Annotated in this window: 23 protein-coding genes and 1 pseudogene; 14 read left to right on the forward strand and 10 right to left on the reverse strand. The window is 71.0% G+C overall.

Annotation, left to right across the window (positions count from 1 at the left end; translation table 11 throughout):
* Positions 1-81 precede the first annotated feature (81 nt).
* Positions 82-753: a TetR/AcrR family transcriptional regulator gene (locus tag ACSYGN_RS04210; RefSeq protein WP_460391940.1), complete on the reverse strand. Its 672-nt coding sequence runs from the start codon at positions 751-753 to the stop codon at positions 82-84.
* A gap of 124 nt (positions 754-877) precedes the next feature.
* Here ACSYGN_RS04210 and ACSYGN_RS04215 point away from each other — a divergent pair, with 124 nt between their 5' ends.
* On the forward strand, positions 878-1,441 hold the full coding sequence (locus ACSYGN_RS04215) for an NAD(P)H-dependent oxidoreductase (protein ID WP_460391942.1): 564 nt from the start codon (positions 878-880) through the stop codon (positions 1,439-1,441).
* 177 nt (positions 1,442-1,618) lie between these two features.
* Here ACSYGN_RS04215 and ACSYGN_RS04220 read toward each other — a convergent pair whose 3' ends face one another.
* On the reverse strand, positions 1,619-2,497 hold the full coding sequence (locus ACSYGN_RS04220) for an LLM class F420-dependent oxidoreductase (protein ID WP_460391944.1): 879 nt from the start codon (positions 2,495-2,497) through the stop codon (positions 1,619-1,621).
* 149 nt (positions 2,498-2,646) lie between these two features.
* On the opposite strand from ACSYGN_RS04220, the gene ACSYGN_RS04225 reads away from it, so the two are divergent.
* Both ACSYGN_RS04225 and ACSYGN_RS04230 read left to right on the forward strand, forming a co-directional pair.
* Positions 2,647-3,393 (forward strand): helix-turn-helix transcriptional regulator, encoded by a 747-nt coding sequence (locus ACSYGN_RS04225; RefSeq protein WP_460391946.1) that lies wholly within the window; start codon positions 2,647-2,649, stop codon positions 3,391-3,393.
* Positions 3,394-3,464: 71 nt separating this feature from the next.
* The gene (locus ACSYGN_RS04230; protein WP_460391948.1) at positions 3,465-4,328 is read left to right on the forward strand and encodes an alpha/beta fold hydrolase; all 864 of its coding nucleotides are present in this window, start codon (positions 3,465-3,467) and stop codon (positions 4,326-4,328) included.
* A gap of 54 nt (positions 4,329-4,382) precedes the next feature.
* Here the strand turns inward: ACSYGN_RS04230 and ACSYGN_RS04235 are convergent, their stop codons facing one another.
* The 3 genes from ACSYGN_RS04235 to ACSYGN_RS04245 all read right to left on the reverse strand — a co-directional run bounded on the left by ACSYGN_RS04235 (position 4,383) and on the right by ACSYGN_RS04245 (position 6,888).
* Positions 4,383-5,141 (reverse strand): TIGR03943 family putative permease subunit, encoded by a 759-nt coding sequence (locus ACSYGN_RS04235; protein WP_460391950.1) that lies wholly within the window; start codon positions 5,139-5,141, stop codon positions 4,383-4,385.
* On the reverse strand, positions 5,138-6,304 hold the full coding sequence (locus tag ACSYGN_RS04240; protein ID WP_460391952.1) for a permease: 1,167 nt from the start codon (positions 6,302-6,304) through the stop codon (positions 5,138-5,140). Before ACSYGN_RS04240 ends, ACSYGN_RS04235 begins: the two co-directional genes overlap by 4 nt.
* Positions 6,305-6,375: 71 nt before the next feature.
* Positions 6,376-6,888: an SRPBCC family protein gene (locus tag ACSYGN_RS04245; protein WP_460391954.1), complete on the reverse strand. Its 513-nt coding sequence runs from the start codon at positions 6,886-6,888 to the stop codon at positions 6,376-6,378.
* 196 nt (positions 6,889-7,084) lie between these two features.
* On the opposite strand from ACSYGN_RS04245, the gene ACSYGN_RS04250 reads away from it, so the two are divergent.
* Positions 7,085-8,059, forward strand: a complete 975-nt coding sequence (locus ACSYGN_RS04250) for a LysR family transcriptional regulator (RefSeq protein ID WP_460391956.1) — start codon at positions 7,085-7,087, stop codon at positions 8,057-8,059.
* Between the two features lie 153 nt (positions 8,060-8,212).
* Here ACSYGN_RS04250 and ACSYGN_RS04255 read toward each other — a convergent pair whose 3' ends face one another.
* A complete protein-coding gene (locus ACSYGN_RS04255) occupies positions 8,213-9,028 on the reverse strand; it encodes an SAM-dependent methyltransferase (RefSeq protein WP_460391958.1) in 816 nt (271 codons plus the stop codon).
* A gap of 107 nt (positions 9,029-9,135) precedes the next feature.
* Positions 9,136-10,011 (reverse strand): helix-turn-helix domain-containing protein, encoded by an 876-nt coding sequence (locus ACSYGN_RS04260; RefSeq protein ID WP_460391960.1) that lies wholly within the window; start codon positions 10,009-10,011, stop codon positions 9,136-9,138.
* Between the two features lie 405 nt (positions 10,012-10,416).
* Here ACSYGN_RS04260 and ACSYGN_RS04265 point away from each other — a divergent pair, with 405 nt between their 5' ends.
* From ACSYGN_RS04265 to ACSYGN_RS04285, 5 genes are all read left to right on the forward strand, one after another.
* Complete coding sequence (locus ACSYGN_RS04265; protein ID WP_460391962.1) at positions 10,417-11,196, forward strand: ATP-binding protein; 780 nt, start codon at positions 10,417-10,419, stop codon at positions 11,194-11,196.
* 90 nt (positions 11,197-11,286) lie between these two features.
* Entirely contained in the window at positions 11,287-11,616 is a 330-nt protein-coding gene (locus ACSYGN_RS04270; RefSeq protein ID WP_460391963.1) for a TfoX/Sxy family protein, read from the forward strand.
* 117 nt (positions 11,617-11,733) lie between these two features.
* Positions 11,734-11,952, forward strand: coding sequence for a hypothetical protein (locus tag ACSYGN_RS04275; protein WP_460391965.1), 219 nt, complete (start codon positions 11,734-11,736; stop codon positions 11,950-11,952).
* Positions 11,953-12,092: 140 nt separating this feature from the next.
* Positions 12,093-13,580 carry an SPFH domain-containing protein gene (locus ACSYGN_RS04280; protein WP_460391967.1) on the forward strand — a complete coding sequence of 496 codons (1,488 nt, stop codon included), beginning with the start codon at positions 12,093-12,095 and terminating at the stop codon, positions 13,578-13,580.
* A gap of 380 nt (positions 13,581-13,960) precedes the next feature.
* Positions 13,961-14,425 carry a type II toxin-antitoxin system PemK/MazF family toxin gene (locus ACSYGN_RS04285; protein WP_460391969.1) on the forward strand — a complete coding sequence of 155 codons (465 nt, stop codon included), beginning with the start codon at positions 13,961-13,963 and terminating at the stop codon, positions 14,423-14,425.
* A 20-nt stretch (positions 14,426-14,445) separates the two neighbouring features.
* Here ACSYGN_RS04285 and ACSYGN_RS04290 read toward each other — a convergent pair whose 3' ends face one another.
* Positions 14,446-15,279, reverse strand: coding sequence for a TIGR02452 family protein (locus ACSYGN_RS04290; RefSeq protein ID WP_460391971.1), 834 nt, complete (start codon positions 15,277-15,279; stop codon positions 14,446-14,448).
* A gap of 294 nt (positions 15,280-15,573) precedes the next feature.
* On the opposite strand from ACSYGN_RS04290, the gene egtA reads away from it, so the two are divergent.
* From egtA to egtD, 4 genes are read left to right on the forward strand one after another with little or no spacing between them, the layout of a single operon-like run.
* Positions 15,574-16,932: an ergothioneine biosynthesis glutamate--cysteine ligase EgtA gene (gene egtA / locus ACSYGN_RS04295; protein WP_460391973.1), complete on the forward strand. Its 1,359-nt coding sequence runs from the start codon at positions 15,574-15,576 to the stop codon at positions 16,930-16,932.
* Positions 16,929-18,347 carry an ergothioneine biosynthesis protein EgtB gene (egtB, locus tag ACSYGN_RS04300; RefSeq protein ID WP_460391975.1) on the forward strand — a complete coding sequence of 473 codons (1,419 nt, stop codon included), beginning with the start codon at positions 16,929-16,931 and terminating at the stop codon, positions 18,345-18,347. Before egtA ends, egtB begins: the two co-directional genes overlap by 4 nt.
* Positions 18,347-19,147 (forward strand): ergothioneine biosynthesis protein EgtC, encoded by an 801-nt coding sequence (gene egtC / locus ACSYGN_RS04305; RefSeq protein ID WP_460391977.1) that lies wholly within the window; start codon positions 18,347-18,349, stop codon positions 19,145-19,147. The genes egtB and egtC overlap by 1 nt, the downstream gene beginning before the upstream one ends.
* Positions 19,144-20,106: an L-histidine N(alpha)-methyltransferase gene (gene egtD / locus ACSYGN_RS04310; RefSeq protein WP_460391979.1), complete on the forward strand. Its 963-nt coding sequence runs from the start codon at positions 19,144-19,146 to the stop codon at positions 20,104-20,106. Before egtC ends, egtD begins: the two co-directional genes overlap by 4 nt.
* A gap of 378 nt (positions 20,107-20,484) precedes the next feature.
* Here egtD and ACSYGN_RS04315 read toward each other — a convergent pair whose 3' ends face one another.
* Positions 20,485-20,592, reverse strand: coding sequence for a DUF5958 family protein (locus tag ACSYGN_RS04315; RefSeq protein WP_460391981.1), 108 nt, complete (start codon positions 20,590-20,592; stop codon positions 20,485-20,487).
* Between the two features lie 174 nt (positions 20,593-20,766).
* Between ACSYGN_RS04315 and ACSYGN_RS04320 the strand changes: the two are divergent.
* A pseudogene (locus tag ACSYGN_RS04320) lies at positions 20,767-21,568 on the forward strand (tyrosine-type recombinase/integrase); the annotation flags it as partial.
* A 136-nt stretch (positions 21,569-21,704) separates the two neighbouring features.
* On the opposite strand, the gene ACSYGN_RS04325 reads toward ACSYGN_RS04320, so the two are convergent.
* Complete coding sequence (locus ACSYGN_RS04325) at positions 21,705-22,106, reverse strand: DUF5958 family protein (RefSeq protein WP_358435724.1); 402 nt, start codon at positions 22,104-22,106, stop codon at positions 21,705-21,707.
* Positions 22,107-22,324 lie beyond the last annotated feature (218 nt).

The following is a 22,324-nucleotide window of genomic DNA, read 5'->3' on the forward strand; positions in this document are numbered from 1 at the left end:
TTCCCGTTCCCGGTCCTGGGGGCTGCGCCCCCAGACCCCCCTTGTCGGCCCTTCGGGCCTCGTCCTCAAACGCCGGACGGGCTAATAAGTTTGGGTGACCCTGTCGACCAGGTCGGTCCAGGCGGCCTCCAGGCGCGCCAGCGGCATGCCGCGGCGCCTGGTCAGGTGATGGATCAGTGCCGGGTCCAGGCGGTCCAGCAGGGTGTGGGCCAGGAGGTCGCAGTCGGCGTCCGGTGCGATCTGCCGCAGCAGCATCATGACATGCGTGTGCAGCGCCTGGAACGGCGGATTGGCGAACCGGCGTGCCGGGTCCGGCTGGGCGGCGAGCTGGAGGTCCAGCTGCTCCTCCGTGCGGTAGAGCACCGCCACACCGAACGCCCGCAGCCGCTCGACCGGGGGTGCGCCGGGGCCGAGCGGGGGCGGTCCGGCGAGGAAGTCGGCCTGGAGCGTGCGCGCGGAGTGGTCGAGCAGCGCCATCAGCAGCCCGTTGCGGTCGCCGAAGCGCCGGAAGACGGTCCCCTTGCCGACCTTGGCCGCGGTCGCGACCGCCTCCATGGTGACCCCGGTGACGCCGTGCTCGGCGATCAGCCGGGTGGCCGCCTCCAGCAGCCGGGCGCGGTTGCGGGCCGCGTCGGCGCGCAGGCACGGCTCGTCGGGCGCCGTGTCGAGCTCCAGCAACCGGGGCGCGTCGTCAGGCTCCTGGGGCTCGGGACAGGGCGGCAGTGCGCGGGACATGAAGACAGCGTAAAGCATGGGAACAGAACTGGACCACGGTCCGTTTATGATGCTAGACATAGGAACCGGACCTCGGTCCGGAATACCTCAGTGTTGCAGACCCCATGCCGCACCCGTTCCAGCCTCCCCCCTTGGAGTTCTCATGTCTGTCCGCATCCTCGCGCTCGTCGGCAGCCTCCGCGCCGGTTCGCACAATCGCCAGCTCGCCGAGACGGCCGTCAAGCTCGCCCCCGAGGGCGTCGAGGTCGTGCTGTACGAGGGCCTGGCGGAGGTCCCGTTCTACAACGAGGACATCGACGTCGAGGGCACTGTCCCGGCCGCCGCCGCCAAGCTGCGCGAGGCCGCCTCCGGCACCGACGCCATCCTGCTGTTCTCCCCCGAGTACAACGGCACCATCCCGGCCGTGCTGAAGAACGCCATCGACTGGCTGTCCCGCCCGTTCGGCGCCGGTGCCATCGCCGGAAAGCCGGTCGCCGTCGTCGGCACCGCCTACGGCCAGCACGGCGGTGTGTGGGCGCAGGACGAGGCCCGCAAGGCCGTGGGCATCGCCGGCGGCAAGGTGATCGAGGACATCAAGCTGTCCATCCCCGGCTCCGTGGTCCGCTTCGCCGAGACCCACCCGGCCGACGACGCCGAGGTCGCCGCCCAGGTGGCCGACGTCGTGGCGCGCCTGCAGGGCTACGCGGGCGAGCCGGTCGCCGCCTGAGGTCGCCACGCCTGAGCCGCTGCCTGAGGCCGCTGTCTGAGGTCACTGCCTGCGCTGCCTGATCGCCCCGGTCGGCCGCAGCGGCATCCGTAGGGGGGCGTGTGCGGGAGCGTCCGCAGCGCACCGAAGGGGGCCGGGACCCACCGGGTTCCGGCCCCCTTCGCGCGCCCGCCGGTCTCAGTCGATCTCGGCCAGCCGTCGGACCGCCGGGGCCGCGAAGCGCTCGATCCAGCCGGCGGGATCCGCGGGCGGGGAGACCACGACCGTGTCTACGCCGAGTCCGGCAAACCCGGAGAGCTCCCGCGCGAAAGCGTCGGCATCCTCCTTCATGGCCGCTTCCCCGTAGTGGACGATCGTCTTGCGGATCGTGTCGTAGTCCCGGCCCACGGCGTCGCAGTGGCCGCGCAGCACATCGAGCTTGTGCCGCAGTTCCGCGGCGTCCTGGACGATGAGGTTGCAGGCGTCCCCGTACTGGGCGACCAGCCGCAGGGTCTTCTTCTCGCCCTTGCCGCCGATCATGATCTCCGGGTGCGGCGAACTGACCGGCGCGGGCACGCACAGCGTCTCGGCGAGCCGGTAGTGCTTGCCCTCGAAGGGGCCGTTGTTCTCCGGGTCCCACATCTGGAGGCAGATCCGCAGGGTCTCCTCCAGCCGCTCGAAACGCTCCGCGAGCGGCGGGTAGGGCACACCGAGACCATGGTGCTCGCGGTCGTACCAGGCGGCGCCGATCCCCAGGGTGGCCCGGCCGCCGGACAGCACGTCGAGCGTGGTGGCGATCTTGGCGAGCAGCCCCGGGTGGCGGTACGTCACCCCCGTCACCAGTGCGCCCAGGCGGACCGTGGAGGTCGCCCCGGCGAGAAAGCCGAGGGTCGTGTACGCCTCCAGCATGGGGTCCTCGGCGCCGCCGTTGAACTCCATCTGGAAGTAGTGGTCCATCACCGAGAGCCGGCTCACGCCCGCCGCTTCGGCCGCGGCGCCCGCCGCCGCCAGTTCGGCACCGAGCGCGGGGCCGCCGCCGGGGTTGTCGAACCGGTAGATGTGCACACCCACGCGCATGGCCGTCTCCCTCGTCCTCGGCCGGTCGGTCCGCCGTTCAGCGGCCGTCCGTTTCCAGGCCGGTGAGGCTACTTCCTGGAGTGCTCTCGAAGTCAAGGGCGGCCCGGACGCGTGGCGCCCGCCCGCCGCGCCGGAGTTACGGTGAACAGGTGACGTCCGATTCCGCCGCGGCCGGTCCGGCGCATCCGTCCGGCGTGGACGCGACAGCCGCGCTCGCCGTCCTGGGCGACGAGTCGCGGCGACGACTGCTGGACTTCGTACGGAGCGCCGCGCATCCTGTGACCCGCGACGAGGCCTCCGCGGCGCTCGGGATGTCCCGCAAGCTGGCCGCCTTCCATCTGGACAAACTGGTCGCATCGGGGCTGCTGCGGTGCGGTCACGGCGGGTACGGCACACACGGCGCCCACCACGACGGCCCGCACCGGGTCGGTCTCGGCCGCCGGGCCAAGCTCTACGAACCCGTCCCGGGCACGCTGGCGGTACGGCTTCCCCCGCACCGGCACGAACTGCTGGCCTCGCTGCTGGCCGAGGCGATCGCCGGGCAACAGCCGGGCGAGGACGCCCGGGAGGCGGCGCTGCGGGTGGCCCGGGAACGCGGTGAAGGGCTCGGCACGCAGTCCGGCGGCGGCGCGACCGGGGCGGTCCTCGGCTCGCTCGGCTTCGAGCCCGCCGCCGAGGGCACGTACCGCACGGTGCTGCGCAACTGCCCGTTCCACCCGGTGTCCGCCCAGGCACCGGACCTGGTGTGCGCCATGAACCACGCCTTCCTGCGCGGCTATCTGGCCGCCGCGGGCGACGACGACCGGCTCGCCGCCGTGCTCACCTCGCGCCCCGGGATGTGCTGCGTCGAACTGCGCGGGACGACGGCGACGCCAGGCGGTGGCGCGACGCCCTGACCGGGAGGAGGCCGAGGACCGCAGGAGGCCGAGGACCGGAGGAGGCCGAGGACCGGAGGAGGCCGAGGACCGTGAAGACCGTGAAGGCGGCTAGAACCGCAAAGACCCCGAAGGCCGCGAAGGCCGCGAGGGCGGCGGAGGCCGGGCCCGGTACCTGGGACGTCCGGGAGACGGGACCGGCCGGGGCCACGCTACGGGTGCTGCTGATCCCCGGCGGGATGTGCACCACGGAGTTCTACGCCGACGTGATGGCCGAACCCGCGCTCACCACGGCGGGCCTGCGCCTGGTGGCGGTGACACTGCCGGGCTTCGGGCCCACCACGCCCCCGGCGGACGTCAGCATGGAGAACTACGCCCGTCTGATGGCCGGTTACGCCCATGACGCCGGCTGCCAGGTGGTCGTGGGGCACAGCCTCGGGGCGAACGTGGCGCTGGAGATGGCGGCGGCCGGGCTGTTCAAGGGGCCGCTGGTACTGCTGTCGCCGGCGTTCTCCCGCAAGGACGAGAGCACGTTCCTCGCCGTGCTTGACCAGGTGGGGCGGGTACCGGGGCTGGGCACGCTGATCTGGGCGGGGCTGCTCAGGGTCATGCCCAGGATGGTGCGCAGCGCGGTTCCGGCCGAGCGGGCCGCGGCGCTGGCCGAGGCCATGTCCGGCAACGACCCCCGCGCCGCCCGGCGGATCGTCCACGCCTATTACGAGTACCTCGCCCTGCACCGCACCCTGACGGGGCGGCTGTGCGCCGCGGGAGTGCCCACCTGGGTGGTGCGCGGCGACCACGACGAGATCGGTCTCCAGCCCACCGAACGCAAGGCCCTCGAAGCCTGCCCCACCGTCACCACGGTGACGGTCCCGGACGCCGGGCACGCCGTGCTGGTGGAGCAGCCCGCGGCGGTCGCCGAGGTGATCCTGGAGGCGGTTGCGGCCGTTCGGTGACGTGCGCGCCGGATGCGCCCGTGACCAGCCGTGACCAGAGGCTGCCGACCGTTCTCACAGGCTGCCGATCGGGAGGGCGTCCTGGTAGCCGTTGAAGGGTTTGGGGACCTTCTTCACGGTGCGGGCGTCGAGGGCGGCCGGGGCGGAGGCGGTACCCAGGGTGCCGCCGGGGTGCCAGGTGCCGGTCACCGAGACCCAGGTGTCGGCGGCGGGGGGTGTGCCGTAGATCCGTACCTTCACGGACTGGGCGTCGGCGGCGCAGCAGTTGAGGATGATCCGGGTCAGGTACCAGGAGCCGCCGCCCTTGGCGGGCGAGGCGAATCCGGTCATCAGGACGGTACGGCCCTTGATGGCCCGCTCCTTGTCCTGCTGCACACGGCGAGTGAAGTCGCTGAGCGTGATCGGCAGCGGTGAGGCCGCGGGCAGCGGGTCGAAACTGTCCTGCCGGGTCACCGTCTTGGCGTCCTCGCGGGAGGCGGTGTACGCGCCGAGGGCGGGCGGGGCGTAGAAGAGCAGGCTGAGCGCCGGGAGCAGCAGCAGCCAGGCGATCCTGGGGAGTCCGGAGTGGTCGTGGCCGTCATGGCCCTCGTGCTGCCGGTCCTCGTGGGGGTGGTCCTCGTGGTCGGCGCCCCGCTCAACCCGGGCCGACCATGCCTCCGCGGCGGCCAGCAGGAGCAGCACCGCGCCCGAGGCGATGAGCATCGGGCGCATGCCTTGCTTGACGTAGCGGAGGTAGTCGTCGGTGAAGAGCGAGACGTGCAGCAGGCCGAGGCCGCTGAGGGCGAGCAGGGCGATCTGGACGAACCGTTTCACAGCAGTACCCCTCCGATCACCACGCTGCACAGCACGGCGACGACGGTGGTCGCGGAGGAGAAGCGGACGGCGAACGCCCGCCCGAACGTGCCCGCCTGAAGCGCGATCAGCTTCAGATCCACCATCGGACCGACCACCATGAATGCCAATCGCGCCGTCATCGAGAACCCTGTCAGCGACGCCGCCACGAACGCATCCGCCTCCGAACACACCGCCAGCACCACCGCAAGACCCGCCAGGAACAACACCGACAACCACGCCGAACCCGAGAAGGCGTCCAGCACGGTCCGGGGCACCGCCACATTGAAGGTCGCCGCAGCCATCGCACCCAGCACCAGAAAGCCACCGGCCTGGAGGAAGTCATGCTGGAAGCCGGTACGGAACTCCCGCCAGCGGCTCCCCCCGGGCTGGTGACCGGTCTGCCGCGCCACCGGACGCAACCACTCCGCCCTGCCCAGCCAGAGCCACAACCACCCCATCACCGCCGCCGTGACGAGCGACGCCAGCAACCGCGCCAGCACCATGACCGGACTAGCCGGAAACGCCACCGCCGTGGCCGTCAGCACCACCGGATTGATCGCCGGAGCCGAGAGCAGAAACGCGAACGCCGCCGCCGGAGTCACACCCCGGCCGATCAGACTGTTCGCCACCGGGACAGAGGCGCACTCACAGCCCGGCAGCACCACTCCGGCGGCCCCTGCGACCGGAACGGCGAGAGCCGGTCTCTTGGGCAGCACCCTCGTGAACAGGCTCGCCGGGACGAAGGCGTTGATCGCACCGGACAGGGCCGTGCCCAGCAGGAGGAAGGGCATGGCCTGCACGGTGACGGCGAGGCAGACGGTGCGCCATGCCTGCATGGCCGGTGCGTCGCTCCAGCGCCCGATCACCAGGACCGCGACACCGGGGACGACGGCCGCGGCCACCAGCAGAAGGGGCCAGTAACGCGGCCAGCCCGGGGCGGCCTCGGGCTGCTCGTCGTCGAGGGTCGCCGTGGGTACGGGTACGGGTACGGGTACAGGTTCGGGTACCGGTACCGGTACAGGTCCGGGTACGGGTACGGGTACGGACGTGTACCCGGGTCCGGGAGGAGCGGGCGTCACCGCTCTCACCGTCCCGTTGGACCAGGGGTCCCAGTCGTCCCATTCATCTGTCGTATGTCGCATGCACACTCCGGTGGCCACATGGTCGGACCGAACATACCGCTCACCGGAGCCTGCGTTTGACGTGACCGCGTTCAGGCAGCGGCGCGCACGAGCCCGTCGAGCCAGGCCTGGTGGCCGTTGAGCATCGGGTTCGGCGTCTGCCGGGCGAGCTGCGCGGCGGGCAGACCGATCTGGGTCTCCTGGGTCAGGACGCGCACCCGGCCACCGGGCAGGTCCTCCACCAGCCAGGCGTGCAGCACGTCCAACTCCTCCTCGGGCGTACCGTCCTGCCGTGCGGTCCAGGACAGCCGCCCGGGGACGCCCTCGGCGGGGGCCTGGAACTCGACGACATGCGCTTCCAGGGGCGGGAAGCCGAAGGTGGCGAAGCTGAAGACGACGTCTTCCGCCAGTTCGGGGCCGCCGCCCTTCGGGAAGGTGATGTCGGCGACGTTGTCGTAGTACGACTCCCAGAGCGACGTGTCGACAAGGTGCCGCCAGACGGTGGCGGCGCCGCGGCCGCGGACGATCACCTCGTTGGAGACGAAGTTGTCGCCGGTACCGGGCAGGTACCGCTCGGGCCAGTTGATCGCGTTCTGCGTGGTCATGCGGGGTCCTTCGGTTCTGGGTGCCTGATCGCCTCTGCAGGACCGATCACCTCTGGGAGCGTGATCGCCTCTGGGAAGCTGATCGCCGTGCTCGGCGACGCTCTCGACCGTAGAGCCGCGGTCCATCAGGAAACCAATAGGCAACCCGATATCTGCCATCGGCTCACCGATGTACCCGCGGGCTACCCTGGACGGCATGAGGAACCGCACGCCCGACACATCCGACACGCCCGACACGTCCGACCTGGCGGCCGAGGAGGTGGTCACGGCACAGTCCCCCGCCGACCTGAATCTGCTGCGCACCTTCCTGGCCGTCTACCGGGCCGGTTCCTTCACGGCGGCGGCCCCGCGGCTCGGGCTGTCGCAGCCGACCGTGACCGCGCAGATCCGGACACTGGAGCAGCAGACCGGGCGCGAGCTGTTCACCCGGCTCCCGCGGGGTGTGGAACCGACCGCGCTCGCCCATGAGCTGGCCGCTCAGGCCGCCGCGCCGCTGGACGCGCTCGCCGCGCTGGAAGGAGCCGGTCCGCTCGCCGGGCGCAGCTCGCCCGTGCATCTGGCGGGGCCTTCGGAGCTGCTGTGCGTCAGGGTCCTGCCCGTACTGGCCCCGCTCATTGCGGGCGGGCTGGATCTACGGGTCCAGCAGGGGCTGCCGGAGCCGCTGCTGGAGGAGCTGCGGGCGGGGCGCCACGATCTGGTCATCACCACCCGCCGTCCGCGCGGGCGGGCGCTGCCGTCGGTGCCGCTCGCCGACGAGGAGTATGTGCTGGTCGCCTCCCCCGAGTGGGCGGCCCGGGTGGGCGACGGCGGCGGCGCGGACGCGGTGTGCGCCGCCCTGCGCGAGGTGCCGCTGGTCGGTTACGCGGAGGACCTGCCGATCGTCCGGCGCTACTGGCGCACCGTGCTCGGCAGGCCGCTCACCGCGCGGGCCGCGCTCACCGTGCCCAATCTGTACGCGGTGCTGTCGGCGGTCAACTCCGGTGCCGGGTACAGCGTGCTGCCCCGCTCGCTGTGCCAGGAGCACCTCGACGCAGGTCGGCTGGTGCTGCTCCACGATCCCGAGGAGCCGCCGCTCAACACGCTGTTCCTGGTACAGCGCCCCGGCTCCGACGCCAATCCCGATGTCGTACGGGTCCGGGAGCGTCTGCGTGCCGCGGCGCGGGCCTGGTGACTGTGCGGCCGCCGCGCGGGGGACGGAGCGGGCCCCGGGCCGACGGCGGTCCGCACTCCGCCACCGGGCCGGGGCCCACGTGATCATGGCTGCTGTGGCCTGCGAGGGGCGGCAGCCGTCACGGCTCTCGCCCCGCGAGGGGCCCGGCAGCCGTCACGGCTTGCGCGCGACCGCCCCGTACATCGCGATGTCCTCGTCGCGGATGTCCTTCTCCCCCGTTCCGTCCGGCTGCCACTTGTGCACCTGCACGATGCCGGGCTCGACCAGTTCCAGTCCCTCGAAGAACTCGTGGGCCTCGTCGATGGTGCGCAGCCGCATCGGCATGTCGCGGGCCGCGTACTCGCGGGCGACGCGGCCCACCTCCTCCGGGGCGAACTCGGCGGTGCCGATGGACATCGCGAGGTAGCTGCCGGAGGGCAGCGGCTCCATGAGTCGGTGTACGACACCGACCGCGTCGTCCGCGTCCAGCATGAAGTGGACGATCGCGATCACGGTGAGCGCCACCGGCCGGTCGAGGTCGAGGGTCTCGCGCAGCTCGGGGGCGTCCAGGATCGCGGCCGGATCGCGGAAGTCGGCCTCCAGGTACGCCGTCCTGCCCTCGGGCGTGCTGGCGAGCAGCCCCTGGGAGAGAGTGAGGACGATGGGGTCGTTGTCCACGTAGACGACCCGGGCGCCGGGGGACACCGACTGGGCGATCTCGTGCAGGTTCGGGGAGGTGGGGATGCCGGTGCCGATGTCGAGGAACTGGCGCATCCCCGCCTCCTCGGCGAGCCAACACACCGCGCGGTTCATCCAGTCGCGGTTGGCCCGCATATGGATCGGCAGCGCCGGCCACTCACGGGCCATGGCGTCGCCGGCCTCCTGGTCGGCAGGGTAGTAGTCCTTGCCGCCGAGGATGTAGTCGTAGATCCGCGCGGAGTGCGCATGATCGGTGTCGATACGGTCGGCCGGCCATCCGTTGTCGGGCAACGCCGTGTCTCCCCTCCTGGTCAGTGGTGCGGGACGCGTGCATGAGCAACAACGCTGGTAGCAAAGGTAGTTCAGAGTAGTGAGCTCCTCAGACTCCTTGGAGTTGCTCAGAGCTCCTTGCGAATGGCGCCGAGGACGGCCTCGGTCCTGCGGGCGGGTGCCGCCTGGGCGCTCAGCCGGTCCAGCGCCTCGCGATAGACCACGACGTCGTCGCCCTTGTCCAGATAGACCGCACCTACCAGGCCGTTGAGGTAGACGATGTCGGGCAGTTCGGGGGCCCGGAACCGGAAAAGGTGGAACGCGCCGGCGCGCATCGCGGGATGCGGGCCGTTGGCGAACGACATGATCTGGAGGGTCACATGCGGCAGCCGGCCCATCTCGATCAGATGGTCGATCTGGGCGCGCATCACCTCGGCGCCGCCGACCGGCCAGCGCAGCACCGTCTCGTCCATCACGACCCACAGCCGCGGCGGGGCCTCACGGGTGAGGAGTTCCTGGCGCCGCATCCGCAGCGCGACCCGGCGGTCGGTCGCCTCGGCCGGTGCGTGCGGGTTGCCCGCCCCCAGCAGGGCACGGGCGTACGCCTCGGTCTGGAGCAGGCCGTGGACGAACTGGTTCTCGTAGGCGCGGATCTGTAACGCCGCCTGTTCCAGGCTGAGATACGCGGCGAACCAGTCCGGCAGGACATCGCGGTACGTGTGCCACCAGCCGCGCTTGTTGGCCTCGCGGACCGACTTCAGGAAGGCGTCGATCTCCTGCTGGTCCGTCACGCCGTAGACCTGGAGCAGCTTTTCGGCGTCCGCGAGCCTCAGCCGGGCCACCTTGGCGGCCTCCATACGGCGGATCGTGGAGTGGCTGACGCCGATGGCCCGTCCGGCCTCCTCGTAGCTGAGGCCCGCCCTGGTGCGCAGGTCCTCCAGTTGCCTGCCGAGGATCATGCGCAGCACGGAAGGGGCACCGCCCCAGTCGGTCTCCGCGGTCACGCCCTACCCCCTCATAACGGCTGATCCAGGGTCACCGTCTCACGCCCTCAGATGCGAACTGAAGGAATCCGAATAGATCTGAAGGGATCTGATGCGATCGCTCCGGCAGGTTCAAACGATCATTTCTTGATGAAAGAAGCATGCACATGGCTGATTGCAATTTTCAACCTGCCGGTTGCGAGCTGATGTTGGCAGGTGTCACAGTGGACTCACCGTTCCGGCACAGCGCCACGGACGGGACCAGACGGCCCTGTTGGGGGGAGACGGGGTCACCAGACCGGTGCACCCCCCACGGTGCGATGGCAAGGAAAGGTACCCGCCATGGCTCCGCCCGCCCTCCCCCAGCCGCCGGACCGACCATCCGACGAGCATCCCCGCAGCCGCCGTCCCGCAGGAATGCGACCGATGCTGGTCCCTGCCGCAGAACCGGCGCACTCCACCAGACCACCCGGAGGCGAGCGCCCCGGTCGACTCCCCGGGCCCGAAGGCCCCGACCGGCTCGCCTCCGGGGCCGTTGCCCCGGCCGCCCCCGTCGCCCACCTGCTGTCGCTGCCGTCCCGGCGCACCTACACCGTCGAACTGCCCGCCGTCCCGGCGTCGGTACGGGCGGCCCGTGGCGCCGTGGGCGAGGTGCTGATCTCATGGGGCGTCGCCGAACCGGTCCATGACATCGTTGTCCTGGTCACCTCGGAACTCATGACCAATGCCGTCACCCACTCGGGCAGCGAGCAGATCGTGTGCCGACTGCACGCCACGGCCGGCCTCGTACGGGTCGAGGTCGAGGACCAGAACCGCGGCCACCGCCTCCCGGCACCCCGGCGACCGGGCGCGGAGGAGCAGAGCGGGCGCGGGCTGCTGCTGGTCGAGACGCTGTGCCGGGACTGGGGAACGGCCCCCGCTCCGCACGGCGGACCCGGACGCGTGGTCTGGGCCGAACTGGCCGCGGAGCCCGGCCCGGACACCGGGACCGCGACCACGGGCTACCACTACGAGGGCTACGACGAGTACGAGGGCTGCGAGGGCTCCGAGAGCCACGGCGACGACGCCTCCGCCGCCCCGATGGCCGATCCGTCCCGTATGGCCGATCCGTCCTGGACGGCCACCCGTCCCAAGCCCGGCCCCGGGCACCCGCGCGTCCACGCGTCCCGTCCGCATGGCCCCCGCTCCCCGCACACCACACCCTGAACCTCCCTCACCCGGCAGCCCCTCCCCCCGCCCGTTACCGTCGATCCGAGGCTGAGACCGAGGCTGAGGCGATGGGGAAGGAGCTGCCCGATGGCGTACGACGAAGGACTGGCCGAGCGGATCCGTGAGCGGCTCGCGGCGGACCCCGCCGTCACCGAGAAGCGCATGTTCGGCGGCATCGCGTTCCTGTACGGGGGCAACATGGCCGTCGGGGTGACCGGTGACGATCTCATCGTCCGGGTCGGCCCCGACGCCACCGACGAGGCCCTGGCCCGCCCCGGCGCCCGGCTCTTCGACATGACGGGCCGCCCGATGCGCGGCTGGGTCGTGGTCGCGGGCTCGGCCGTGGCGGAGGACTCCGAACTGGGCGCCTGGATCGAGGAGGGCCGCGCCTTCGCGGCGGGCCTGCCCCCGAAGTGACGTAGCCCGGGCGACGGAAACCCGGCGGCGACGTGGCCGGGCGGGGCGAGCCCGGTCGATGATCGCGATGACCTTCGGCCCCTTCGCCCCCTTGTCGCCCGACCGTACCCTGTGACCATGGACGATGCGTCGATGGTCGGGCTGGTGGGACGAGTCACCGGGACGGTGGGACCTGGGCTCGTCGGCGAAGTGATCGTCCGCGTGCGCGGAGGTGCCGAGCACTTCCTCGCTTATCCCGCCCCGGGGGCCGGGCGGATCGAGTGCGGAACGGTGGTGATGGTGATCGAGTACCAGCCGCCGAGGACGGTCTACGTCAGCGCGGCGTACGACAGCTGAGCATGCTCCACCGCAGGTGAGAGCCGTGTGCATCAAGATTGCAACAAGGATCCACCGGTGACTTCACCCTGGCCTCGCGCGGGAGCACACTCACGTTCGTTCGGTGCCGTAAGGGCACCATTCAAAGGGGGCGTTTGCCGATGGTCATCGGCGTCATCGCGGGAGCGGCGGTAGCAGCCGTTCTCGTACTGATCGGTCTGTTCAAGTTGATGTGGCGGGTGGCCGAGCCCAACGAGGCACTCATCATCTCGGGTTCCAAGCACCGGACCGAGGGCCTCGAAGAAGGCATGGGATTCCGTATCGTCACCGGGCGCGGCACTCTGGTGCTGCCCGGTGTGCAGGCGGTCCGCAAGCTGTCCCTCGACCTCAACGAGACCGAGCTGCATGTCGACTGCGTCACCCACCAGGGCATCCCGCTCAAGGTGCGGGGCGTGGTCATCTTCAAGGTGGGCGACGACTATGTGTCGGTCGCCAATGCGGCGCGGCGCTTCCTGGATCAGCAGCGGTTGATGTCCGAGCGGGTGCACAACGTGTTCGCCGGTCATCTCCGCTCCATCGTGGGCGGACTGACGGTCGAGGACATGATCCGCGACCGTGAGAAGCTCACCGGACAGACCCGTGCCGCCTGTGGCACGGAGATGGAGAAGCTCGGCCTGATCGTCGACTCGCTTCAGATACACGAGATCGAGGACCCGACCGGGTACATCCAGAACCTGGCGATGCCGCACGCGGCAGCCGTCCAGCGGGACGCGCGTATCGCGCAGGCGGATGCGAATCGTCTCGCCACCGAGGCCGAGCAGGCCTCGTACGCCCGGATGGCCGAGGCCACCCGGGACAGCGAGATCCTCCAGGCGGGATACCAGGCCGAACGCGACAAGGCGTCGGCGCAGGCGCAGCAGGCGGGTCCGCTCGCCGCTGCTGCGTCCCGTCAGGACGTCGTCGTCCAGGAGACCAGGGTCGCCGAGCTCGAGGCGCACCGCCGGGAGCAGCAGCTCCAGGCGGACGTCCGCAAGCCCGCCGACGCCAAGGCGTACGAGACCCGTACGCTCGCCGAGGCCCAGCGTGACGCGCGTATCTCGGCGGCCGAGGCCAAGGCGCGGGAGACCGAGCTGGCGGCTGTGGCCGAGGCCTCGCGGGTCAAGCAGGCCGCGGGTGCCGAGGCCGAGGCCACCAAGACGCGTGGCGCGGCCTCGGCGGCGGCGACCCGGGCGACCGGTGAGGCCGAGGCGGCGGCAGCTCAGGCCAAGGGTCTGGCGGAGGCGGAGGCGACGAAGGCCAAGGGCCTTGCCGAGGCCGAGGCCATCAAGGCGCGGGCCGCGGCCCTCGCCGAGAACCAGGAGGCCGTGGTCGCCCAGCAACTCGCCGAGAACTGGCCGGAGATCGTCAAGGCCGGCGCGTCCGCCTTCGGTGCCGTCGACAACATGGTGCTGCTCAACGGCGCCGACGGTATGGCGGACATGTTCGCCAAGGCGCTCACCATGGGCGGTACGGGCCTCGGCCTGGCCCGCCAGTTGCTGGCCTCGATGAACCAGAACGGCCAGAACGGCCAGTCTGCGAACGGCACTTCGGCCCTGAACGGCGTCACGACGCCGGTTCAGAAGGTGCCGGTGGAGAGGGACGAGAGGTGACGATTCGACGGTGACCCACTGACCGGCGGTCACCAACGGCGGGGGCGCTCCACGGGGGCGCCCCCGCCGCCATGTTCCGGACCCGGATCCCCGGCCACGCAGGCCCGCTCAGCGGCCCCGGCCGGTCAGGCCCAAGGGCCTGTCGTCAAATTCCCGTCGTCCGCCCGAAGGGCGGGCCCGGCGGCGTCTGGTGCGTGCGATCGCAAGGCGCCGGAGCGCCCTCGCGGGGGTCCCCCCTGCTCGAGCGAAGCCGAGAGCTTGGGGGAGGAGCCACGTGGGCGGTTCGGCAACGCTGCCGGGGGCACCCCCTGCTCGCAGAGCTTGGGGGAGTGCGTGCCAGATGCCGCCGGGCAGGCGGGAATGTGACGACAGGCCCTAAGGTGCCCCTCGTGACTGCGTTTGACGATGGCTATGCCGACGAGAACATACCGGGCCGTTACGGTCCCACCGCCACCACCGAGGCCGACCCCCGGGCGGTCGGGCAGGTGCGGACCGAGTACTCCCCCGCGCACGACGGTGACCCCGACCCCGGTGAGATCGTCTGGACCTGGGTGCCGTACGAGGAGAACGACGGAAGGGGCAAGGACCGGCCGGTGCTGGTGGTGGCCCGTGAGGGGGTCGGCACGCTGCTGGCCGTGCAGCTGACCAGCAAGCGGCACGACGCCTCGGACTGGGTGGCGATCGGTGCGGGTCCCTGGGACCGCTCCGGGCGCGACTCGTGGGTGGTGCTGGACCGGGTGATACGGATCCACGAGGACGGTATGCGCCGCGAGGCCTGCGCCCTCGACCGGGGCAGGTTCAACCTCGTGCGCAACCGCCTCCGGGAGCGCTACGGCTGGAGCTGACGCTCCGGAAGCGCGAGACCCTACGGCTGGAGCTGACGCTCCGGGAACGCCCGTGCGAACGCCTCCCGCACCACGGCACCCGGCGTGCGGTCCAGGACCCCGAACACCACGTGCTCGAAGGTCTCCGCGAACCGCCCGCCGGGGCCGAGCAGCCCCCGGAACGCCCCCGCGACCTGCGCCGGGTCGTTGCGGAACACCCCGCAGCCCCACGCACCGAGCACCAGTCGCCGGTAGCCGTGCAGCGCGGCTGTCTCCAGCACCCGCTCCGCCCGTCGGGCCACGGCGCCCGGCAGTTCGGCGGCACGCTCGGGCATGTCGCGCAGCACCACGCCGGCGTTGGGCGCGGCGGCGGTCAGGAAGCCGGCCTGGAACGGCTCGTCGAGCAGTGCGCCCCGATCGTCGCGGTACACCGGCACCCCAGGAGAGTGGATCACCCGGTCGGAGTAGAACGGATCGCGGACGGCGCGGTGGTGGTCGTAGAACTCCCTGACCGCGGCGAGGCAGGTGTACAGCGCCGAGGCGCGGCACAGGTCCTCCTCCTGGGCGCGGGCGCCGTTGAGATAGCCTCCGCCGGGATTCCGCGCCGAGGCGAAGTTCAGGACGGCGACCGGCCCGGGTATCCGGCGCGCGGCCACCAGACTGCTCTCGCCGGTCACCTCGAAGACCGTGCGGCCGGGACATATCTGCGCGCCGGGTGCGAGCGGCAGCGGGTCCGGCCCGTACATCCGCGTCCCCGCGCGCGCCGCCTCGACCGCCGCGCCGAGCCGCACGTCGTGGCCGCCGGGCGCGAGATATCCGCCCTCGGCCACGATGCGCTCGTTCCGGTCCGCCAGGGCACGCAGGCGCGCGCTCATGCCGCCACCCCCGTACGCGGCACGCAACGTCGCACCAAACCTTCGTTCGATTCCCCCGTCGTGCCCATACACGCATCGTGAGCGAAGCTGGTCGGGCCCCGCAACAGAATTTCCCCGGCCCCGAACATCCACGAAACCCCTGGAAACACCGGGCAAAACGGCGATGACGAACCTCCGACGGCCCCGATCGTCCCGATGTGTACCCTTGTGGGATCGCGCGCGAAGGTCTTGGGTGGGACGAGTCCCTGCCAACGGAACCAACGGAACCAACGGAACCTCGGAGAGGATCCCGACATGTCCGATCCGGTACGTGACCACGGTGACTGTACGCAACCGCGATCCGCGGTCACCGAGGCCGAGGTGGAGGCCCTGGTCCGGGGCATCTGCTTCAAGACCGGCCCGCCCAGAACGCTCGGCGTCGAAGTGGAATGGCTCGTCCATGAGCTGCGTGCCCCGCAGCGGCTCCCGGTGTCACCCGAACGACTCGAAGCGGCCTACGCCGCGCTGCGCACCCTGCCCCTGAGCTCGGCACTCACCGTCGAACCCGGCGGCCAGCTGGAACTGAGCTCACCGCCCGCCGCCTCCCTCATGGAGTGCGTCGGCATCGTCTCCGCCGATCTGGACGCCGTCCGGGCGGTCCTGCGCGAGGACGGCCTGGGTCTGGCCGGCTACGGCCACGACCCCTGGCATCCGCCCCGCCGTTTCCTCCGCTCCCCGCGCTACGACGCGATGGAGACCTGTCTCGACCGCACCGGCCCGGCCGGCCGCCGCATGATGTGCTCCTCGGCCTCGGTCCAGGTGTGCCTGGACGCCGGCTACGAGGAGCCCGGCCCGCTGGGCCACGGACGGCGCTGGTGGCTGGCCCACCACCTGGGCGCGGTCCTGGTGGCCGCGTTCGCCAACTCCCCGGTGCTCGGCCGCGAGCCGACCGGCTGGGTCTCCACGCGGCAACTGCTGTGGACGGAGATCGGCGCGGGCCGGGCGGGCGCCCCCGCGCTGAACGGCGATCCGCGCGCCGCCTGGGCCCGGCATGTGCTGGACTCGCCGGTGATGTGCGTACGCCGGGGCGGCGCCCCGTGGGAGGTGCCCGACGGGCTCACCTTCCGGGAGTGGACCCGCTCCGGCGGACCGAGACCGCCCACCCGGGACGACCTCGGCTATCACATCACCACCCTGTTCCCGCCGGTCAGACCGCGCGGCCATCTCGAACTGCGCATGATCGACGCACAACCCGGCGACGACGGCTGGATCGTGCCGCTCGCCGTGACGACGGCGCTGTTCGACGACCCGGAGGCGGCCGAGACGGCGTACCGGGCCGTGAAGCCGCTCGCCGAGCGCGCCGGGAACCGGCCCGCGCCGCACAATCCGCTGTGGGTGGACGCGGCCCGGCACGGTCTCGCCGACCCCGAACTGCGCAAGGCCGCCGCCGTCTGTTTCGCGGCGGCGCTGGACGCGCTGCCCCGGCTAGGCGCCGGCCGGGAGATCACGGACGCCGTCAGGGCGTACCGGGACCGCTATGTGCTCCGGGGCCGCTGCCCCGCCGACGATCTGCTCGACACCCTGCGCGGCACGGCCCCCACCGGGTCCCGCCCCCGCGCCACCGGCGACAGCGCCACCGCGCCCGCCGCCCACGGGAAGGACACCCGCGCATGACCGACCCTGCCCTCGACCCCCGGACGTCGGAGTCGCCGGAGATGCCGGAGACGGCAAAGACGGCAGAGACCGCGGCGACCACCGGCACCACAGCCGCCCCCGTCTCCGCCGCCGTCTCCGCCGACGCGATCCGAGAGCGCGCGCTGAGCACGCTCACCACCGCCCGGGAACGCACCACCCTCCTCACCACCTGCGTCGAGGAACCCGACCTCACCGCCCAGCACTCGCCGCTGATGTCCCCGCTGGTGTGGGACCTCGCGCACATCGGCAACCAGGAGGAGCAGTGGCTCCTGCGGGCGGTCGGCGGCCGGGAGGCGATACGCCCCGAGATCGACAGCCTCTACGACGCCTTCGAGCACCCGCGCTCCGAACGCCCGAGCCTGCCCCTGCTGCCGCCCGCCGAGGCACGCACCTACGCGGCGGAGGTGCGCGGCCGGGTCCTGGACGTCCTGGAGTCCGCCGATCTGCACGGCACCCGGCTCACCGAGGCTGGCTTCGCCTTCGGGATGATCGCGCAGCACGAACAGCAGCACGACGAGACGATGCTGATCACCCATCAGCTCCGGCTCGGCCCGCAGGCCCTCACCGCACCGGACCCCGACCCGGCCCCGCCGTTCACCGGCCCGGCCGAAGTCCTGGTCCCCGGCGGCCCGTTCACGATGGGCACGTCCGACGAGCCGTGGGCGCTGGACAACGAACGCCCCGCGCACCGGCGTGAGCCGGCCCCCTTCCACATCGACACCACGCCCGTCACCAACGGCGCCTACCAGGCGTTCATCGTCGACGGCGGCTACGACGACCCGCGCTGGTGGACGGCCGAGGGCTGGGCGCACATCCGGCGCAACTCCGTCTTCGCGCCGCTGTTCTGGCGGCACGAGGGCGGGCAGTGGCTGCGCCGCCGCTTCGGTGTCACCGAGGCCGTACCGCCCGACGAGCCGGTGCTGCACGTGTGCTGGTACGAGGCCGACGCCTACGCCCGCTGGGCCGGACGGCGGCTGCCCACCGAGGCGGAGTGGGAGAAGGCGGCCCGCCACGACCCGGTGTCCGGCCGCACCCGGCGCTATCCGTGGGGCGACGCCGATCCGGCGCCCGAGCACGCCAACCTCGGCCAGCGGCATCTGCGCCCGGCCCCGGCGGGCAGCTATCCGGCGGGTGAGTCTCCGCTCGGCGTACGGCAGTTGATCGGCGACGTATGGGAGTGGACGGCGAGCGACTTCCTGCCGTACCCGGGCTTCCGGGCGTTCCCGTACAAGGAGTACTCGGAGGTGTTCTTCGGCCCGGAGTACAAGGTGCTGCGCGGCGGTTCGTTCGCGGTGGACCCGGTGGCCTGCCGGGGCACGTTCCGCAACTGGGACTATCCGGTCCGGCGGCAGATCTTCGCCGGGTTCCGCACGGCCCGCTCGGCGGTTGTCTGATGTGCCGTCATCTGGCGTATCTGGGACCCGAGGAGCCGCTCGGCCGGCTGCTGACGGAACCGCCGTACGCCCTGTACCGCCAGTCGTGGGCACCGCGGCGGCAGCGCTACGGGACGGTCAACGCCGACGGTTTCGGGGTGGGCTGGTACGCGGCCGGTGACCCGGTCCCGGCCCGCTACCGCCGCGCCGGACCCATCTGGGCGGACCTGTCCTTCGCCGATCTGGCCCGGGTGATCCGCAGCGGCGCCTGTCTGGCGGCGGTGCGCGACGCGACGCACCCGGGCGCAGACCCGGAGGCAGCGGCGGCGCCCTTCGCAGCGGACCGGTGGCTGTTCAGCCACAACGGCGCGGTCACCAACTGGCCGGACTCCCTCGCCCCGCTGACCCAGACCCTCCCCCCGAAGGACCTCCTCACCCTGGAGGCCCGCAACGACTCGGCGCTGCTGTGGGCGCTGGTCCTGGCGCGGCTGCGCGGCGGCGACGAGGCGGGCCAGGCGCTGGCCGACACGGTCCTGGAGGTCGCCGCGCTCGCTCCCGGCTCCCGGCTCAATCTACTGCTCACCGACGGCGACACGATCACCGCGACGGCCTGGGGAGACACCCTGTTCCTCCTTGCCGAGCCCGGCCGCCGCACGGTCGTGGCCTCGGAGCCGTACGACGACGATCCGTACTGGCAGGAGGTCCCCGATCGCACCCTGCTCGCGGCGAGCCGCACCGATGTGCTGCTCACCCCGCTCAAGGAGCCGAGCGTCGGCAGCGACGACTTCGCACCCGCACCACGCAAGGAGCCCTGCACGTGAGCCCGTTTCACAGCACCCGCACCCTGCCCGAGGACGCCACCGGCGCCGCGCTCCGCGCGGACGTCCGTGACGGCCTGACCCGCGACCCCAAGACGCTCCCGCCGAAGTGGTTCTACGACGCCCGCGGCAGCGAGCTGTTCGACGAGATCACCGAACTGCCCGAGTACTACCCGACCCGCGCCGAGCGCGAGATCCTCGTCGCCCGCGCCGGTGAGATCGCCGCAGCGTCCGGCGCCCGTACGCTCGTCGAACTCGGCTCCGGGTCCTCCGAGAAGACCCGCCATCTGATCGACGCGCTGCCCGACCTGCACACCTATGTACCCGTCGATGTCAGCGAGTCCGCCCTCACCCGCGCCGGACAGGCCCTCGTCACCGAGCGGCCGGGGCTCCAGGTCCACGCGCTGATCGCCGACTTCACCCGGCCGTTCACCCTTCCGGACACCCCGGGACCGAGACTCCTCGCCTTCCTCGGCGGCACGATCGGCAATCTGCTCCCCGTCGAACGCGCCGGGTTCCTCGCCGGTCTCGGTGACCTGCTCTCCCCCGGTGACGCGCTGCTGCTCGGCACCGATCTGGTCAAGGATGAAGGGGTCCTGGTCAGGGCGTACGACGACGCGGCCGGGGTGACGGCCGCGTTCAACAAGAACGTCCTGGCCGTCATCGACCGCGAACTCGGCGCCGATTTCGACCCCGCCGCCTTCGACCACGTGGCCCTGTGGGACGCGGAGCAGGAGTGGATCGAGATGCGTCTGCGCTCCCGCAGTGCGCAGACCGTCAAGATCCCCGCGCTCGATCTGGCCGTGGACTTCGCGGCGGGCGAGGAACTGCGCACGGAGGTGTCGGCGAAGTTCCGCGAGGACGGCGTCCGCACCGAACTGTCCGCCGCGGGCTTCGAGCTGACCCACTGGTGGACGGACGGCGAGGGCCGCTTCGCCCTGTCCCTGAGCACCGTCCGCTGATCCGACGGCTCCCGACCGGCTCCCTCACCCCGGTGAGGGAGCCCGGTTCGGCGCATACGGCGGCGGCCGGTAGACGGTGAGCCAGGTGGCCTTGCGGTCACAGAACTTCCTGTAAGGAGCGGGCGTGGTGGGTGCTGGCGTTGTCCCAGACGGGTATGGCCGGGCCACCCGACTGCCGGTGAGCAGCGGTGAGCAGAGCGGCAAATTCGGGGGCCGGAAGCCTTCTTCGCCCCAGTGCGGCCCCGGCAGAGCTGCGTGCGGAAGATCAACCGGGTGGGTCGGCCCGGTTTGCAGCAGACCAGGCCAACCATCAGCACCCGGCTGAAGCTCTTCCCCGCCACCGCAACGCCCTCTCTGACGCACCGGGGACGCTGGCGCCTACGCCAGGTTGTGCCAGGCGTGGCTACAAGTTCCGCGGCATTCCATTTCCCTTCGCCTGGTGTCGGCCACAGCGAATATGGACAAGAGGACACGAAAGGACTTCACCTACTCGCTGAGGGGCAGATTTATAATCTTCCCCATTTGTTCGAGAATCGGTTCTCGAACAATCAACGCTGCCGGGTCATGGTCGGCTTGACGCCTGATCGCGGCAGCCCATCACGCGCGTCGTTCACTGTCGCATGGGCCTGCATGGCGTACCGAACAACCTCGTGCAGTTGGTGCCACAAGCTGTTCTCCCCGCTGACGCTCACACACATCCACTCCGTGCTCAAGTCCGCCCTGGAGCACGCCGTCCGCGAAGAAGAGATCCCGCGCAACGTCGCCCGCAACGTCCGCACCGGCACGCCCCGGCCCCGACGCTTAACCCCTCACCACCGACGAAGCCCGCCGACTCCTCACTACTACGAACGAACACCGCTTGCATGCCCTGTTCGAAATCGCCCTCCACACCGGGCTCCGCAAGGGCGAACTCCTCGGACTGTGCTGGGAAGACCTCGACCTCGACGCGGGCACCGCCGCCATCCGCCGCACACTCCAGCGCACCAGCGCGGCCGGGCTCACCACGCTGCCCACCAAGACCCGGGCCTCTGAACGCCGCATCGCCCTGCCCACCCGCTGCGTCCAATCCCTGAAGCTCCACCACGAACAGCAGCAACACGAGCGCGAGGCAGCAGACACGGCGTGGCAGCCCAACGGGCACGTCCTCACCACTGCGCAGGGCGGATCAATCGACCCGGCCAACCTCACCCGCCGCTTCTGCACCTTCCTCGACCGGGCCGGACTCCGACGCATCCGCTTCCACGACCTCCGCCACTCAACCGCAACCCTGCTCCTGGAACAGGGCGTCGACCTCGTCATCATCAAGGAACTACTCGGCCACGCCCACATCGGCGTCACCGCGGGCGTCTATGCCCACGTCAGGCTTCACCTCCAACGCCAAGCCATCGACAGCCTCAACAACGCCCTGAACGGCATCGAGGAACCGCCTGACGATCCACCTGCCGCAGCACTCGTCCGCTGACGTTGCCGTCAGCGTTGCCGTCAAACGCCCGGGAGCCCCCGCCGATTATCGAATCGGCGGGGGCTCCCAGCTTACGCCCGAGTGAACTCAGAATTCCTCGATAATTCACTCTTCGGTGCGCCGAGGACGTTGACCCCTAAGACAAGTTATGCCAGGCGTGACTACAAGCTCCTCGGCACTCCATTTCTCTTCGTCGTGTATCAGCCACCGCGAACGTGGACATGAGGACGCGGAACGCCTTCAAATATTCCTGCTGCGGCAATCTTTCAATCTTCCCTATTTGTTCGAGGATTGGCTCCCGAACAATGAGAACCGCAGGGGTCATGGTCGCCTTGACCCCTGATTTCTCGAGGCCCTTACGCCCGTCTTCCACAGTGACATGCGCCTGCATCAGATAGAGGGCGATCTCATGCAGGATGGACTTCTGCTCCTCTGGACCGAACGCAGAGAACCACTCCACGCCTTCCTCCAAGCTGTGCAACTCCTGGGCCACCTCGTTGATCATCCGTTCCGAGGCCCGCAATTCGGTCACGGTCACCTACGCCCTAGGTTCGAAAACCACGTAAGGCCTGTCCCTGTCCAACTCCGTGTACTGTTTGGCATTTTGATTGTAGCTCTGATAGAAGTCCCGGCCACGCCCACTTCCACCCTCTCCATCACCCATCCCCTCAGGCAGGGAGTTCTTGACGCTACTACGGGCCCGGGACGGACCGGTCAATATGTAATCCCAGTCAGAAGTTGGGTTGAGGTTCCCGT

The organism is Streptomyces sp. YIM S03343, assembly GCF_054729195.1.

What these genes read in the sequence shown, in the direction of transcription:
- ACSYGN_RS04210 (WP_460391940.1), bottom strand. Translation starts at nt 753, where the DNA reads ATGCTTTACGCTGTCTTCATGTCCCGCGCACTGCCGCCCTGTCCCGAG.
- ACSYGN_RS04215 (WP_460391942.1), top strand. Translation starts at nt 878, where the DNA reads ATGTCTGTCCGCATCCTCGCGCTCGTCGGCAGCCTCCGCGCCGGTTCG.
- ACSYGN_RS04220 (WP_460391944.1), bottom strand. Translation starts at nt 2,497, where the DNA reads ATGCGCGTGGGTGTGCACATCTACCGGTTCGACAACCCCGGCGGCGGC.
- ACSYGN_RS04240 (WP_460391952.1), bottom strand. Translation starts at nt 6,304, where the DNA reads ATGCGACATACGACAGATGAATGGGACGACTGGGACCCCTGGTCCAAC.
- ACSYGN_RS04245 (WP_460391954.1), bottom strand. Translation starts at nt 6,888, where the DNA reads ATGACCACGCAGAACGCGATCAACTGGCCCGAGCGGTACCTGCCCGGT.
- ACSYGN_RS04250 (WP_460391956.1), top strand. Translation starts at nt 7,085, where the DNA reads ATGAGGAACCGCACGCCCGACACATCCGACACGCCCGACACGTCCGAC.
- ACSYGN_RS04265 (WP_460391962.1), top strand. Translation starts at nt 10,417, where the DNA reads ATGCTGGTCCCTGCCGCAGAACCGGCGCACTCCACCAGACCACCCGGA.
- ACSYGN_RS04270 (WP_460391963.1), top strand. Translation starts at nt 11,287, where the DNA reads ATGGCGTACGACGAAGGACTGGCCGAGCGGATCCGTGAGCGGCTCGCG.
- ACSYGN_RS04275 (WP_460391965.1), top strand. Translation starts at nt 11,734, where the DNA reads ATGGACGATGCGTCGATGGTCGGGCTGGTGGGACGAGTCACCGGGACG.
- ACSYGN_RS04280 (WP_460391967.1), top strand. Translation starts at nt 12,093, where the DNA reads ATGGTCATCGGCGTCATCGCGGGAGCGGCGGTAGCAGCCGTTCTCGTA.
- ACSYGN_RS04290 (WP_460391971.1), bottom strand. Translation starts at nt 15,279, where the DNA reads ATGAGCGCGCGCCTGCGTGCCCTGGCGGACCGGAACGAGCGCATCGTG.
- egtA (WP_460391973.1), top strand. Translation starts at nt 15,574, where the DNA reads ATGTCCGATCCGGTACGTGACCACGGTGACTGTACGCAACCGCGATCC.
- egtB (WP_460391975.1), top strand. Translation starts at nt 16,929, where the DNA reads ATGACCGACCCTGCCCTCGACCCCCGGACGTCGGAGTCGCCGGAGATG.
- egtC (WP_460391977.1), top strand. Translation starts at nt 18,347, where the DNA reads ATGTGCCGTCATCTGGCGTATCTGGGACCCGAGGAGCCGCTCGGCCGG.